This is a genomic window from uncultured Citricoccus sp. (assembly GCF_937871995.1).
GTDB lineage: Bacteria > Actinomycetota > Actinomycetes > Actinomycetales > Micrococcaceae > Citricoccus.
In genome coordinates, this window is the sequence record NZ_CALMQR010000030.1 from 1 (window position 1) to 13,761 (window position 13,761).

Annotated in this window: 12 protein-coding genes; 2 read left to right on the forward strand and 10 right to left on the reverse strand. The window is 72.5% G+C overall.

All coding sequences use genetic code 11. From position 1 onward, the window contains the following. Positions 1-258: 258 nt before the first annotated feature. The 6 genes from tsaD to Q0283_RS02535 all read right to left on the reverse strand — a co-directional run bounded on the left by tsaD (position 259) and on the right by Q0283_RS02535 (position 6,052). Positions 259-1,431 carry a tRNA (adenosine(37)-N6)-threonylcarbamoyltransferase complex transferase subunit TsaD gene (gene tsaD / locus Q0283_RS02510; protein ID WP_298042644.1) on the reverse strand — a complete coding sequence of 391 codons (1,173 nt, stop codon included), beginning with the start codon at positions 1,429-1,431 and terminating at the stop codon, positions 259-261. Between the two features lie 67 nt (positions 1,432-1,498). Beyond that, complete coding sequence (locus Q0283_RS02515; RefSeq protein WP_298042647.1) at positions 1,499-1,984, reverse strand: hypothetical protein; 486 nt, start codon at positions 1,982-1,984, stop codon at positions 1,499-1,501. Between the two features lie 133 nt (positions 1,985-2,117). Next, positions 2,118-3,614, reverse strand: coding sequence for an S-layer homology domain-containing protein (locus tag Q0283_RS02520; RefSeq protein WP_298042650.1), 1,497 nt, complete (start codon positions 3,612-3,614; stop codon positions 2,118-2,120). Positions 3,615-4,017: 403 nt separating this feature from the next. Beyond that, positions 4,018-4,467 carry a hypothetical protein gene (locus Q0283_RS02525; protein ID WP_298042653.1) on the reverse strand — a complete coding sequence of 150 codons (450 nt, stop codon included), beginning with the start codon at positions 4,465-4,467 and terminating at the stop codon, positions 4,018-4,020. Continuing rightward, entirely contained in the window at positions 4,467-5,909 is a 1,443-nt protein-coding gene (locus Q0283_RS02530) for a FliI/YscN family ATPase (protein ID WP_298042656.1), read from the reverse strand. The genes Q0283_RS02525 and Q0283_RS02530 overlap by 1 nt, the downstream gene beginning before the upstream one ends. Next, positions 5,906-6,052: a hypothetical protein gene (locus tag Q0283_RS02535; protein ID WP_298042659.1), complete on the reverse strand. Its 147-nt coding sequence runs from the start codon at positions 6,050-6,052 to the stop codon at positions 5,906-5,908. Before Q0283_RS02535 ends, Q0283_RS02530 begins: the two co-directional genes overlap by 4 nt. A gap of 218 nt (positions 6,053-6,270) precedes the next feature. Here Q0283_RS02535 and Q0283_RS02540 point away from each other — a divergent pair, with 218 nt between their 5' ends. Continuing rightward, a complete protein-coding gene (locus Q0283_RS02540) occupies positions 6,271-7,614 on the forward strand; it encodes a carboxylesterase family protein (protein WP_298042662.1) in 1,344 nt (447 codons plus the stop codon). A 12-nt stretch (positions 7,615-7,626) separates the two neighbouring features. On the opposite strand, the gene Q0283_RS02545 is transcribed toward Q0283_RS02540, so the two are convergent. From Q0283_RS02545 to Q0283_RS02555, 3 genes are all read right to left on the reverse strand, one after another. Further along, the gene (locus Q0283_RS02545) at positions 7,627-8,862 is read right to left on the reverse strand and encodes a hypothetical protein (RefSeq protein WP_183527381.1); all 1,236 of its coding nucleotides are present in this window, start codon (positions 8,860-8,862) and stop codon (positions 7,627-7,629) included. A 196-nt stretch (positions 8,863-9,058) separates the two neighbouring features. After that, positions 9,059-10,048 (reverse strand): hypothetical protein, encoded by a 990-nt coding sequence (locus Q0283_RS02550; RefSeq protein ID WP_183527382.1) that lies wholly within the window; start codon positions 10,046-10,048, stop codon positions 9,059-9,061. Then, the gene (locus Q0283_RS02555; protein WP_183527384.1) at positions 10,045-11,058 is read right to left on the reverse strand and encodes a hypothetical protein; all 1,014 of its coding nucleotides are present in this window, start codon (positions 11,056-11,058) and stop codon (positions 10,045-10,047) included. Before Q0283_RS02555 ends, Q0283_RS02550 begins: the two co-directional genes overlap by 4 nt. A gap of 225 nt (positions 11,059-11,283) precedes the next feature. Between Q0283_RS02555 and Q0283_RS02560 the strand changes: the two genes are divergently transcribed. Next, positions 11,284-11,919, forward strand: a complete 636-nt coding sequence (locus Q0283_RS02560) for a hypothetical protein (RefSeq protein ID WP_183527386.1) — start codon at positions 11,284-11,286, stop codon at positions 11,917-11,919. A gap of 95 nt (positions 11,920-12,014) precedes the next feature. Here Q0283_RS02560 and Q0283_RS02565 read toward each other — a convergent pair. Further along, the coding region (locus tag Q0283_RS02565; protein ID WP_298042668.1) for a cell wall metabolism sensor histidine kinase WalK at positions 12,015-13,761 on the reverse strand (1,747 nt) is incomplete at its 5' end.

A 13,761-nucleotide genomic window follows, 5' to 3' on the forward strand; every position in this document is an offset into this window, starting at 1 on the left:
ACGGTGGAGCAGATGGAGTCCGCCGGCCTGCCCGCGTCCACCCCGCTGGCCGGGCATGATCTCCATGCTCCCCTCCGAGCCGTCGTCGCCGATGCGGTGGCCCGGACGCGGGCGTCCATCGGGGCCTGAGCCCGTGGAGTCACGGCGAACTCAGAGTTACGATCACGCTCGACGGTGATCGGCCCGGCGTGTCCCACCGTCGAGCGTGATCGTGACTCCGGTGGGCGGCAGTTCCGGCGGCCAGGGTACGGGCGGCCCTCACGCGCCGAGGGAGATCTCACCCACCGGCTGGCCCGGGTCCGCGGCGAAGCCCAATCCGGACGGCGCCACCCCGTCCATCACCAGTTGCGCCCCCAGGGCCGCGACCATGGCGCCGTTGTCCGTGCACAGCCGCGGCGGCGGGACGGTCAGCCCGATGCCGGCCGCCGTGCAGCGCTCGGCCAGCAGCTCACGCAGCCGGGAGTTCGCCGCGACGCCGCCGCCGAGCAGCAGGTGCCCGATCCCGTGCTCCGTGCAGGCCCGCACCGCCTTGGCGGTGATCACGTCCGCGACCGCCTCCTGGAAGGACGCGGCGATGTCCGCCGTGGGGATCTGCTCGTCCGGCACGCCGGCGGCCTCGAACTGCTCCACGCACCGGGCCACGGCGGTCTTCAGCCCGGAGAAGGACCAGTCGTGCCGGTGCTTTCCGGGTTCCTGCGCGGTGCCCACGAACTTCGGGGCGCTCAGCCCGCGCGGGAACCGGAACGCGGTGGGGTTGCCCTGCCGGGCCAGCCGGTCGATCACGGGCCCGCCGGGGTAGCCGGCCCCGAGCAGCCGGGCGACCTTGTCATAGGCCTCGCCGGCGGCGTCGTCGATGGTCGAGCCGAGCAGTTCCACGTCCGTGGTGAGCCGGTTGACCCGCAGGATCTCGGTGTGCCCGCCGGAGACCAGCAGCGCACCGAGGTGTTCCGGCAGCGGACGGCCCCCGCCCGCACCGGACCCCACGACGACGGCCGGCCCGGTGCCGCGGCCGGCCTCCGGCCCCGCGCCCGTCACCTCGTCCAGCAGCCCGACGCCGACGTGCGCGACCAGGTGGTTGATGCCGTAGAGCGGGGTGCCCGTGGCCAGGGCCAGGGCCTTGGCGCCGGCCACGCCGACCATGAGCGCCCCGGCCAGTCCGGGACCCGAGGTCACGGCGATCGCGTCGAGGTCCTGCAGCGTGACCCCGGCGGTGTCCAGGGCCTGCTGCAGCGTGGGGATGAACTCCTCGAGGTGGGCCCGCGCCGCGATCTCCGGGATGACCCCGCCGAAGCGCACGTGCTCCTCCATCGAGGACGCCACGGCGTTGGCCAGCAGTTCGGTCCCGCGCACGATCCCGAATCCCGTCTCGTCGCAGGAGGACTCGATGCCGAGCACGAGCGGGGCGGTGGGGGTGTCAGTGGCCGCAGGCATGCACACCATTCTAGGAAGCTCCGGCGGGCGGCCCCGGCCACCAGCCGGCGTCCCGGGGCGTCCGGGGTCAGTCCAGGCGTCCCGGCACGCTGCGGGGTCCGTCTGGACCGTGGTCCCCTGCGCACGGCGCGCAGGCCCAGGCGGCGTAGTCGGTCAGGGCGGTGATCTCCCGGCGCCACGCGGCGCCCTCCTCACCCTCGAACAACCACCGGGGCGCGCCGAGGTCCAGGGCGGTCACGGCCATCTGCGCCTGCGGGTCCGTCTCGGCACAGCGGTACAGCTCGTGCACGTGCCGCTCGAACCGCAGGGTCCGCCGGACCAGGGCCTGCTGTCCGGCCCTCGACTCCCGGAGCGCCCGGGCGGCCAGGGCCTCCCCCAGGTCCAGCAGCAGGTCCTCCACGGCGATCAGGAGGGAGCCCTCCCCGCGGTGGCCCACGCGGTACTGGCCGGCGATGTCCTGCCAGGTCTCGACGCTCCCGCCGCGCACGCCGTCCCTGTCCTGGACGTGCTGGGCGATGGGGTCCTGAAGGTCCTGGGCATGCGTGGGATTCATACCCCGGGGCATGCGCAGACGTGATGTCGCGGCGGTCCGTTTCGTCCGCGGCCGGGCGCCTCGTGAGGAAGGCGCCCGGCCGGCGTCGGGATCACCGGTGCGCTCCCCCCGGGGGGCGGCCGGCACCGCGGGGCTACCGCCCGGCCAGGACCTGGGCGAGCTTCTGCGGGCCGGAGGGCGAGATCTCCCAGTGGTCCATGCCCGGCTTGATGGTGAGGGTGGTCCTCATCCCCTGGCCGGTGTAGAACTGGTAGCCGAGCCGGGCCGCCTCCACGGCGTCGTAGGTGCCCGAGGCCCCGCCGGCGGCCGGGGTGTCGTCGGCCCCGACCACCCAGTGCATCTCGAAGTTCTTCTTCAGCGTGGCCGAGATGGGCTGCCGCGGCGCCTTCTGCCCGTAGATGCCGCCACCGGCGACGATGACCGCGGCCCCGCCGGTCCACCCGGCCGAGTGGGTGTTCACCATGTGCCGGGCGACGGTGTCGGCGCCCCCGGAGTACCCGGTCCAGTACACCTGGTTCAGGTCCAGGTTGTACTTGCGGCCCAGGTCCTTGAGCAGGTCGGCGGCCCACTGGCTGGAGCTGGCGTTGCGCCACCAGGTCTTGCTGGCCTGGTCCGGGGTCCTGGGCACCACGAGCATCATGCCGTGCTGTTCGGCCAGCTTGAGGTACTCGGGGATGGAGGACCACTTCTGGTCGTTGTACTCCCAGCCCCCGTCACCGTGCAGGTGGATCATGATCCCGTGCGGCCTGGCTCCGTTGAGGTGGTCGGCGTACAGGTGGTAGGCGGAGGTGACCGTGCCGTTGCTGTAGGGGATGGCCTGGGCGTCCCGGTAGGCGCCGCCGGAGCCGCCGGTGGGGTTCACCCCGGCACTGCTGATGACGGGGGCCGGGACCTGATAGGCGGGCGGGGTCCCGTTGGTCCGGGTCTCCATGGCATACATGAAGCCGGCCGCCTCACCCCGCTTGACCGGCTGGCCCGGGCGGAACGTGCCGTCGGCGTAGCCGCTGACCAGCTTGGTGGCTGCCAGCCAGGTGGTGGCCCGGTAGAACGCGCTGGTGGGCGTCATGTCGGTGAACGGAGAGGTCCGCGGGGCCCGGAAGCCGGCCTCCCCGGACATCCCCTGCAGGAAGAAGGCGAGCTGTCCCCGGGTGATGGGGTCGCCGGGCCCGAAGTAGCCATTGCCATATCCACTGGTGTAGCCCTTGGCCTTCATCCAGGAGATGGCCTCGAACCCGGCTCCGCTGGGATTGACGTCGGTGAAGTCGCGGTCCGTGCCGGGATCGTGCTTCTCCCCGGACAGGCGGTACAGGAACTGGGCGGTCTCCCCGCGGGTGATCTGACGGTTCTTGCCGAAGGTGCCGTCGGCGTAGCCGGTGGTGATGCCCTCGCACCGCATCCAGGTGATGGCGCTGTAGAAACTGGACCCAGGGGCGGAATCGGTGAAGTCCGGGGTGGAGCAGCTCTGGGTGGCAGCGGCGGGGACGATGACGGGTGCCGCGGCGGCCGGGACGGCGGTGGCCGCAGTGGCGCCGGTGAGCGCGAGTGCGGCCAGCGCACCCGTCAGGGTCCGGGACAGGGGCGGGCGGTGCCTGTCTGCTGTCGGGGATGCGGTGCGAGTGGGTCGCGTCATGCTGGTTCCTTCTGTCGTCCGTTTCAGGCGCAGGGGAACAACCCTCCGAGTCCCCCCAGATCCGTATGCACCGCCCGGAGGGGCGGCCGGAGGTTTTGGACGGGAAGGAGAGGCGTCCGGGCCCGGGTGCCGGTGAGGGGGTGCTGGGGGACGCCGGTGTCGAGGACGGCATGCCGGCGGGAGGGTGACCGGTCAGGAGGAGGCGCATGTTCGTCATCGCCCCTGGTCAGCCCTATGGCGGCCCGCGTGCCGGCGCCCGCGACCGAGACCCCGGGGCGGTTCGGACGCGGTCCTGTCGAGGTGCGCCGAGGCGGGTCGAGGCGGGTCGAGGCGGGTCGGCTCATGGGTACCGGCGCCGCAGGCCGTGACCCATCTCACATCCAGGGGGCGAGGACCTCGGTGCTCAGCGGTGATCACCTGACGGGCGGTGTGCGGTGGACGCGAGCGCGTCGAGCTCCTGCTGGTCGGCCCTGCCCGTGAGCGCTCGCTGCTGCCGGTCGCGGTGGTCCCTGACCCGTTCGGCGCGACGGCGGGCCTGCACGGCCAGCATCAGGGCCTGCTCGGCGGCTCGCACCTCATCTGCCTCGGCCTGGGCGGATTCGGACTCGGCGGACTCGGTCCCGGCGAGGTGCTGGGCGGTGGCGGCCCGGGCGATGCCGGCGGCCACCAGCACGTGCACTCCTCCGCGGTCCTCGAACAGGGTGCGCTCGAGGGCCGAACGGTGTAACCCGTCCGGGGCGCCACGGTGCTGTTCGGCCGGGGCAGGTGGCTGGGCGTCGGCCAGCCGGGCCGCGGCCAGGTCCTCCCGGAGCGTGCGGACGTGCGCCAGCGACTTCCGGCGGAACCCGGGCATCAGGCAGCCCGCCCCTCGGCGCCGGCGTCGTCCACGCTCAGCAGGCCGGCGAGGCCGCGCAGTCGGGACCAGGCCTCGGCCGGGGCGGTCGAGTCGTCCGTGGCCTGATGCAGGAAGGCGTCCAGGTGGGGCCGGGCAGTCAGGGCGGCCTCGGCCAACGGACGGGTCCCGGGCACGTAGGCACCGACCTCGATCAGGGCCTGGACCGCACGCAGCTCGGCCATCGCCCGGCGCACCACGGTGGCGGCCGCCTGGTCCGCCGGGCCCGTGAGAGCCGAGGCGCACGGGGCAATCGACGCCAGCACGTCGAGGGGCGGGACGTGACCGGCCTCGGCCAGCCGGCGCTCGAGCACGAGGTGCCCGTCCAGGAGGGGGCGCGCGGCCTCGGCCACGGGGTCCTCGGGGTCGTCGCCGTCCCTGAGGACGGTGTAGATCCCGGTGAGCGAACCGGGGTGGTCGGCGCCGGCACGCTCGAGCAGCTGCGCGAGCAGGGAGACCGTGGACGGGGCATGGCCCCCACGGGCCGGCGGTTCCCCAGCGGAGAGCCCGATCTGGCTCTGGGCCCCGGCCACGCGCGTCAGTGAGTCCAGCATCAGCAGGGCGTGGCGGCCCTGGTCACGGAACTGCTCGGCGATCCGGGTGGCGGTGAACGCGGCCTTGCGGCGCATCATGGCCGGTTCGTCCTCGGTGGCCACCACCACCACGGACCGGGCCAGCCCCTCGGGCCCGAGGTCGTCGAGGAAGTCCCGGACCGTGCCACCGTCCACGCCCACGAGGGCGATGACGGACACCGCGGCGTCCGTGCCGCGGGCGATCATGGCCAGCAACGAGGACGTGTCCGTGCCCGGGCCGGCGAACAGGCCGATGCGGTGGCCACGGCCCAGGGCGGTGAAGGTGTCCACGGCGCGCACGCCGGTGCCGAGCTGCCCGGTGACGGCGGTGCGGTCCAGGGCGTGCGGGGCGGGATGGTGCGCGGGGACCAGACGCGTCCCGGTGATCGGCCCCCTGCCGTCGACCGGACGGCCCAGGGCGTCGATGACGCGGCCGATGAGCCCGTCGCCCACGGGTACCTCTCCCCCGCGGTGCGCGAGGGTCACGGGAGTTCCGGCGGCCGGTGCCCAGCCCTCGGCCAGCGGCACGACGGTGGCCTCGGTGTGGTGCACGGCCACCACCTCGGCCTCGACGCCGGCGAGCCCGGGGTGGGTCCGGGTTCCGTCGCCCCCGGTCCCGCCGACGGTCACCACGTCCCCGACGGCCACGGGCAGCCCGCCGATGACGGCCCGCAGCCCCTGCGTGGCCACCACCGAGCCGCGGCTCACGGGCGCCGCCAGGCTGGCGGCCTCGGCCACCCGCCGGTCGAATCCCCTCGCGGTCATGGTCTTCAGGGCCCTGGTCTCCAGCATCATGATCTGTGCGGAGATGTCCTGCGCGACGAAGTTCACGGGAGCCCACCGCCCGCAGAGTGCCGGACGCGGCCCGGTGCGGACTCGGAGCCGGCCGTGAACCGGCCGTCCCGGTGCAGGGCCGCACCCCCGCCGGGCGGCAGGGCCGGGTCGGAATGCAGCGCGTTGACCGTCACAGGCATGACTCTCCCCTTCCCCGTCGACCGTCTCGTCGGTCGTCCACTGATCCCTATGCGGGCCGCTGCGCGCGAGGGGTTGGTTTTGCGCGGCCGGGCGCGATGCCGACCCCGATTCATGCCATGCCGACCCAGATCAGGGAGTTACGATCACGCTCGACGGTGATCGGCCCGGCGTGTCCCAACGTGCAGCGTGCTCGTAACTCAGATGCCACACTGGGCGCATGACCTCCGTACCCCAGTGGACCTGCCCGGCGGGCACCCTGCGCGGCTGGGTCGACGAGGGCCCGGGCCGTTCCCCGGTGTGGCGGGCCACCGGCATCCGGTACGCCCGCGCGAACCGGTACGAGCCCCCGCGGCCGGAGCCGGCCGCCGTCGGGACCGTGGAGGCGACCGGCTGGTCACCGGCCTGCCCGCAGCGGCCGGTCCGCGCGCTCGAGGGGGTCTCTCCCGGGAGGTTCCTGGGGCCGCTGGAGATCTCCGAGCACTGCCAGTACCTGTCCGTCACCACCCCGGCGGGCGCCGGCCCGGACGAGCGGCTGCCGGTGATGGTGTGGATCCACGGCGGCGGGTACGTGATCGGCGCCGGCGACCAGCCCTACTACGACGCGGGCGCGCTGGTCAGCGAACAGCGGGTGGTCACGGTGAACATCACCTACCGGCTCGGGATGTTCGGCTTCCTCGGCCGCGACGGCGTGCCCGCCAACCTCGGACTGCTGGACATCATCGAGGCGTTGCGCTGGGTGCGCCGCAACATCACCGCGTTCGGCGGGGACCCGGAGAACGTCACCGTCTGGGGCGAGTCCGCCGGGGCCGACGCGGCGGCCCACCTGATGATCGCCGAGGGCACCGAGGGGCTGTTCTCCCGGGTGATCATGCAGTCGGCGCCGATCGGGCTGATGCGCGGACGGGCCGCGATGACCGCCGCCCTGGGCGAGCGCGCCTCCCGACTGCCGGCGGATGCCCCCGTGGAGGACCTCTTGCGGATGGAGGCCGACCTGGCGTGGTTCGCCCTGCGGCTCGGGCTGGGCGGGGCCATGCCGTTCGGTCCCGAGTACGGCGAGCACCCGCTGCCCGGGGCCGACCGGCGCGAGGCGGCCTGGATCGACGCCGCCCGGCGGGTGGACGTCCTGGTGGGGTCCAACCTGCGCGAGGCGGCCCTGTTCGCCCCCGTGGTCGGCCCCGTCGCGAGGCTGCACCGGATCCCGGTCCTGGGCCCGCCCATTCACGAGGGACTGGTGCGGTGGCTGACCGACGTGATCTTCACCCGCGGGGCGGAGCATTTCATCCGCCGCCACGCCGCGGCCCGCGGGCACGGTTACCACTACCTGGTGCACGCCGAGGCCGAGGACAATCCGCTGTCCTCCGCGCACGCGGCCGAGTTGCCCCTGCTGTTCGGCAACCGCAAGGTGTGGGGCACCCGGTTGCTGCACGGCTTCGACCCCGCCGAGACGGAGGCCTGGGGCCGTCGGATGCGTGCCGACTGGGCCGGATTCGCGCGCACGGGACGGATCGAGACCGGCACCGTGGACGGGCTGATGACCGTGCGGGCCGGTGATGACGTGTGAGGCGTCCGGGCGTCAGGCCGCGCGCAGCAGCGTGACGTTGTCCGGGATCTCCACGCCCCCGCCAAGGATGCCGTCGATGATGCCCTCCAGGCGCTCGCGGACCTGCGCGTGCGTGCCGCCCAGGGGGGCACCCGCGAACCGGACCATCGCCTCGTAGGCGTCCCAGGCCGTGGCCAGTGCGGACTCGCGCTCGGCGGTCCTCTCCTCGTGGACGGCGGCGCCGGCGGTGTCGAACGCGGAGTAGGCCTCGAACTCCTCGGCCAGGAACGCGTCGACCACGGCGTTGGCGGCGGTGCGCCACCCGGTCGGCTTGCGGCCGTTCTTCAGGACCGGGGCCAGGTCCTTCACCGCGTTGCGGAACGCGCGGACGGAGGGGCGGTCGGGACGGGCCCGGTCGGACAGGGTCTCCAACGCCAGTGTGTACGCGATCACCGGATCCCTGGAGACCACCTCGAACAGCTGGGCCCGCGAGTAGTCGTCCCACAGGGTCATCAGGTCCTGGTCGGCGGCCTCGAACAGCCCGCGCCAGCCGTGGATCCGGGTCAGGCAGGCCAGCATCGCCTGGGCGGCCCGGTGGGCGGCCTTAGGGTCGGCCTCGAGGACCGGAAGGGCCCGACGCCGGACGCGCCAGTCCGGGCGGACCAGGTCCGGCAGCGAGAAGGCGAACCTCAGGGCGGCGGCCCCGGCCTGGGTGCGGGCGATTCCCCGGTGGTGCGAGGCCTTGGAGCGCAGCCACTCGGTGGCCTCCTCCAGCATGATCCGCTGGGCGATCTCCGGACCGTCCTCGAGGGCGCCGGGGGCCGCGGTGGTCTGGAAGGCCCTCGCGGCGGCGGTGGACGCACCCTCCTCGGGACCGGTGGGGGCCACGAGTTCCTGACGGGCGGCGGTCCGGTTGTGGATGTTGCGCAGGATCGACTTGCGGGCGGAGCGCAGGGTCTGCCGCGCCCAGCCGGTGACCGAGGCGGCCCGGGCGCGCTCGAGGTCGAAGAAGGCGTCCGGGCCCTCCTCGGTGACGCGGCGGAACAGGAACTCGTCGAACTCGGACTCGACGTCCTGGCTCAGCTGGGGCCCGGAGGCCAGGCCGTGGTGCCACGTCTGGTACTCGCGGGACACCTCTCGGCAGATCCCGGAACGGGTCAGGATGGTGGCCACGTCCCGGCGCACCTGGGTCTCCGGGAGATCACCCGCCGCCCAGCGGTCCAGGAGGTCCCGGCAGGCGGTATCGGTGGAAAGGTTCTCTGCTCGCATACCCGGTATGTGTGCGGCATATCCCCGGTGTGACCTGCACCATCATGTGGCGTTGGTCACAGCGGCGTGTTCCCCCGGCGTGTCCTCGCGACACGCCGAGGCCGTTGCCCGACGAGCGGGCATCGACCGTTCCGGGGAACGCGCAACGTCCCCTGGAACGCGGCACGCTCCACCACCCTGGAGGGGGTCGGCCGGTTTAGGCGTTGAGGATCCCCAGCTGGTCGGCGAGGACCCGCTTGGCCAGGGTGCGGACCTTGCGGATCTGGGCGGCGGCCGTCTCCTGCGTCAGGCCCAACTGCTCAGCCACCTCACCGGTGGTCAGGACCCGCTGGGAGCCCTCCGAGGCGTAGACGCCGGAGAGCCATGACTGGGCGACGTCCGACGTGACCCCTCCGATCCGGCGGGCCCGTTCGATCACCGCACGGACCAGCGCCGGTCCCTCGGTGGGGTGCAGCAGGGACTCCTCCGGGCCGACGACGGCCAGCTCGAGGGCGTGGATGTCCACGGCAGGGCCGGCCACGCGCAAGTCGGCGGTGGTGGCGAGCATCCCCTGCTTGGCGGCGTCCTTCCGGGCGGCCATCATGCGCTTGTTGTGCTCATGCGTGAGCTCCCAGTCGGTGGGCTCTGCACCGGTGGCGGCACGCATCTCGTCCCGCAGCTGGTTGAGCTTGCGCACCCGGCGGTTCAGGGAGACCATGCCGGAGGCCGGGGACAGGTTGCGGTCCGCCCAGGCGCGGACCGCGGCCCGGGAACGCACGTGCAGCATCCCGCTGAAGTTCTCGATGGCCCCCAGGGCCGAGGGGTCCTCGAGCAGCTCATCCACCCAGGTCAGGGCCTCGATCGCCACGAGCTGTTCGACGTCGTCCCGGTGCAGGGCGGCGCTCAGGCCCATGGTGCGGCACAACCGGTGGGCCAGGAGGCGGAAGATCTTGCGCTGGTCCCCGATGAACCCGTCCCGCAACCGCAGCCGCTCATCACCGGAGGCCTCGGCCATCTCGCGCAACTGGTCCAGGACCGGACGCTGCTCGGCGACGACGGCGACCGCGCGTCGGGCCCCCCGGGGCGCCAGGACGGACCGGCCGATCGGGGCCGACTCGCCCATCGAGGGGGTCTCGGGCCCGACGGTCCGGCGTCCCACGGGGCGGCGGGACCCGGCGACCCCCTCCGGGGTGAAGACGGGGGTCACCGGGCACCCCGGTTGGTCTCCGGGTCCAGCGCGACGGAACGGGCCATCGGGTCCGAACCCACCTGCAGGGCCGCCTCGGCCCGCGCGGTGGAGAGCCTGTCCTTCGGGTGCTCGAGACGGTAGGCCGCCACGATCTCTCCCACGCTGGCACCGGGCATCTGCCGGGCGAGGCGACGGACCTTGGGACCGATCCGCGGGTCCCCGATGGCCCGGCGGACCTGGTCCTCAGCGTCCCGGCGCAGATTGCGGCGCAGGAACATGAGGGGATCCACCGTGGTGAACCGGTCGTGGCGCAGGCACTGCTCCAGGAGCCGGGGCACGCTCGGGGTATCGGCCACCCCGGCCGTGGGCTCACCCACCATCAAGACGTTCACGATCTGCTCGATTCCCGTGTCGTGCAATACAGGCTGGAACCGCCCGGTCAATTCACTGATCTCATGGCTCACTGCTGAGTGGGCCTTGTGAACGGTGGAGGTGACGAACGGCTCGAGACTGAACAATAGTTGCCACTGGGACTGGCGACCGGCACGGACGAGCTCATCAAGGTCTTCGACGGCACAGCGGCGGATCCCGGGGGCGTAATGGTTATCACTGCCGACTATACCGTCGCACAGCCCGGGATGGGATGCTGATCTGGAACTATTCGGCTGGAATTCACCCGTGTCACCCCACCCCATGGAGTGTGCCGTCCAGCGATACGACGGTGACGGCCCGGCGGGGTCCACCAGGTGCAGCAGGGCGTCGTTGCCACCCCAGTCCAGGCGCACCGGCATCAGCAGTGCCGCACCGGTCTCATGGTCCAGACCCTTGCGCCCGATCTCCATGGCGGGGAGGCGCCAGTCCCACATCGGCAACAGCAGGACCTCCCGCTCCCCGGCCGGCCGTCCGGCGTCCCGGAGGGTCTCGGCGGCCCGGCCCCAGAGGATGGACTCCAGCCGCCGGCAGAACGTCTCCAGCACCGGGTGCCGCCGTGGTTGTCCGTCCTCCGCCATGCCCGTCCTATGCATCATCACTCCTTGTCGGCCGCCGGTTTCGTCAGCACCACTCGAACCCGGGCCGCGACCGTACGCGTTCCGTGACCGAGGGTGACGATCCCTACTCGAGCGCTACGCGGAACGCGACTGAACCCCCTCTGAGCGAGCATGCCCTCGGTAGACTTGACTACGCGGCGATCCCCTGCCGCACCCCGCGGCGACCCCCCAGCCGCAGTGCCCGTCAGACCAGAGGACGTTGTCGTGACCATAAGAGAGGCTGTCTCGAGGTGGACCATCAGCCGGTGTGAACCGCTGGTCCCCGACGAGTACCGCGCATCGGCGAGTGATGAACTGCGGCGGATCTCCTCCACCGACCCGCAGTGGTTCCGCCTGTGGGCCTCCGGCGTGCTGACGGACCTGGTCGAGACCCTGGACCCCGAGGACCCCTGGCGCAACACCGGCGACCAGGAGGGTGCCGTGGTCCTCCCGGACGGCTCCCCGTTCGGTGACTGGCGCAATGCCACCGACCTGCTCCCGGTGCCCTCCGAGGCGGACCCGAGCCTCGACGTCGGGCTCGCCGCCCTGGCCCGGCCGCTGTCTCCGGCCTCGACGCGCGTCTGGCTGGCCGCGCAGTCCGGCCGGGACGCGGTCCTGCACGAGCTGGACGGCATCGACGTCGGCGGGGCCTACTCCGTGGCGGTGCCGGCCATCGAGTGGGCCATGTTCCGCCGCCGGCTGTTCATGGGCCAGGAGGACGCGTACATCCCCCAGGTCTGCACCGCCTGGACGGGGCGGGCCGAGCACATCGCCCGCTCCGAGCCCTGGGACGAGTCCGGTGCCGCCCGGCTGCGTGCCGGCTCGCGCGTGGAACCGGGCAGCTGGCGCCTGCTCGCCTGAACCACCGGCCACCCGGCCACCGACCTCCGACCTCCGACCACCCGGCGAGAGTTACGATCACGCTGCACGTCGGGACACGCCGGTGGAATCGACGTCTAGCGTGATCGTAACTCCGCCGACTCCGCTGATTCCGCTGGCTCTGCTGACTCCTCTGCTTCCGGCGCCTCCGCTGACGGCGCCGAGGGACCGTCCACCGGGATCGACGCCGTGAAGGTCGAGCCGACCCCGGGCTCGGAGACCACCCTGATCTCGCCCCCGTGGGCGCGGACGAAGGCCCGCGTGATGGCCAGGCCCAGGCCGGTCCCGGGAATGGCTGCCCGCCGGACGTGCTCGGTGCGGTAGAAGTTGGTGAACAACCCCTCCTGGTCCTCGGGGCTGATCCCGATGCCAGTGTCCGCGACCGCCACCTCGGCGCAGTCCCCCGATCGGCGGACCGTCACGGTGACCGTGCCGCCGGACTCGGTGTACTTGACGGCGTTGGAGATCAGGTTGTCCGCGACCTGGCTCATCTTGATCTTGTCCGCCTGCACGGGCAGTCCCTCCGGCAGGTCCGTGACCAGGGTGATCCCCTCGTTGTCCGCTCGCACCTGCGCCGATTCCACGCTGTGCTGCACGAGCCGGGCCAGGTCCGTGGGCTCCAGCGCCGCCACGGCGTTGCCGGAGGCCGAGTCCAGCAGCGAGTTGACCAGGGCGAGCAGCCGTTCCGAGTTGCGCTGGCAGGTCCGCAGGTAGCGCGCGACCACCTCGTCCTGTTCGTCCTCGATCGCCAGGTCCAGGTACCCGATGATCGAGGTCAGCGGGGTGCGGAACTCGTGGGAGACGTCCGCCACGAACTTCTCCCGGGCCCGGATCGCGTCGATCAGGTCGGTGACGTTCTGGAAGACCACCACGGTGCCGTCGAACTCACCGTCGTCGTCCCTCATGGCCTGGGCGGAGACGGACATGAACTGCTGGCTGCCATCCACCCCGAGCGCGTAGAGCCGGTCGGAGAAGCTCTCCCCGCGGACGGCCCGGTACAGCGCGCGTTCCTCCGCGGGGACCGGGGTGACGCCGTCCGGTTCGAAGATCAGCAGCTCGCTCTCCGTGGCGTCGTGCCGTCCCTCCGGCTGGCCGATGAGGTGCTGGCGCTGTTGCGCCGCGTTCCAGATCAGGCCGTTGCCCTCCCGGTCGGTCACCACGATGCCCACGTCCGTGGTGTCCAGGATGGCCTCCAGCCGGCGGTTCTGCTGGTGGGTCGTGGCCAGCACGTCCTTGAGCTCATCACGTTGCCGGTCCATGCTGCGCGCCAGCACGCTCGCGGCGACCGCCAGGGACAGCATGAAGAACGGCACGAGCGCCGGCCGGAACAGGTCTTCCCGGGCCACGGTGCCCAGGTTGATCAGGTAGGGCCACCAGATCGCCGAGGCGCTGCCGATGAACCCCAGCAACAGGCCCCAGAAGGGGTAGATGCCGGACCAGGCCAGCCAGAAGACGGGGAACGCGGGCAGCATGGTCATCCCGTCCAGCGCGAACCGGGCGGACTCCCAGATCAGGGCGATCGGGATGAAGTCCAGCAACGGGATGGACCAGTACGTCAGGGACGGCAACCGGTCCCAGGGGATGACCACCGCCGCGAGCGTCAACACCATGACCCCGGTCACCCCGAGGAAGAACCCGGGAGTCGCGGCCGGCATGGTCCCCGGCCCGTGGCCTGCCGGCTGGGGCACCACCAGGACAAACACGAACACGATGGCCACGGAGATGGTCAGGGGCAGCTGGGACAGGACCACGCGCCAGCGCAGGGGAAACTGGGCGAAGTACCGGCCTGCGTCCGAGGCCTCATCCCTGACCGGCCCGTGTGCC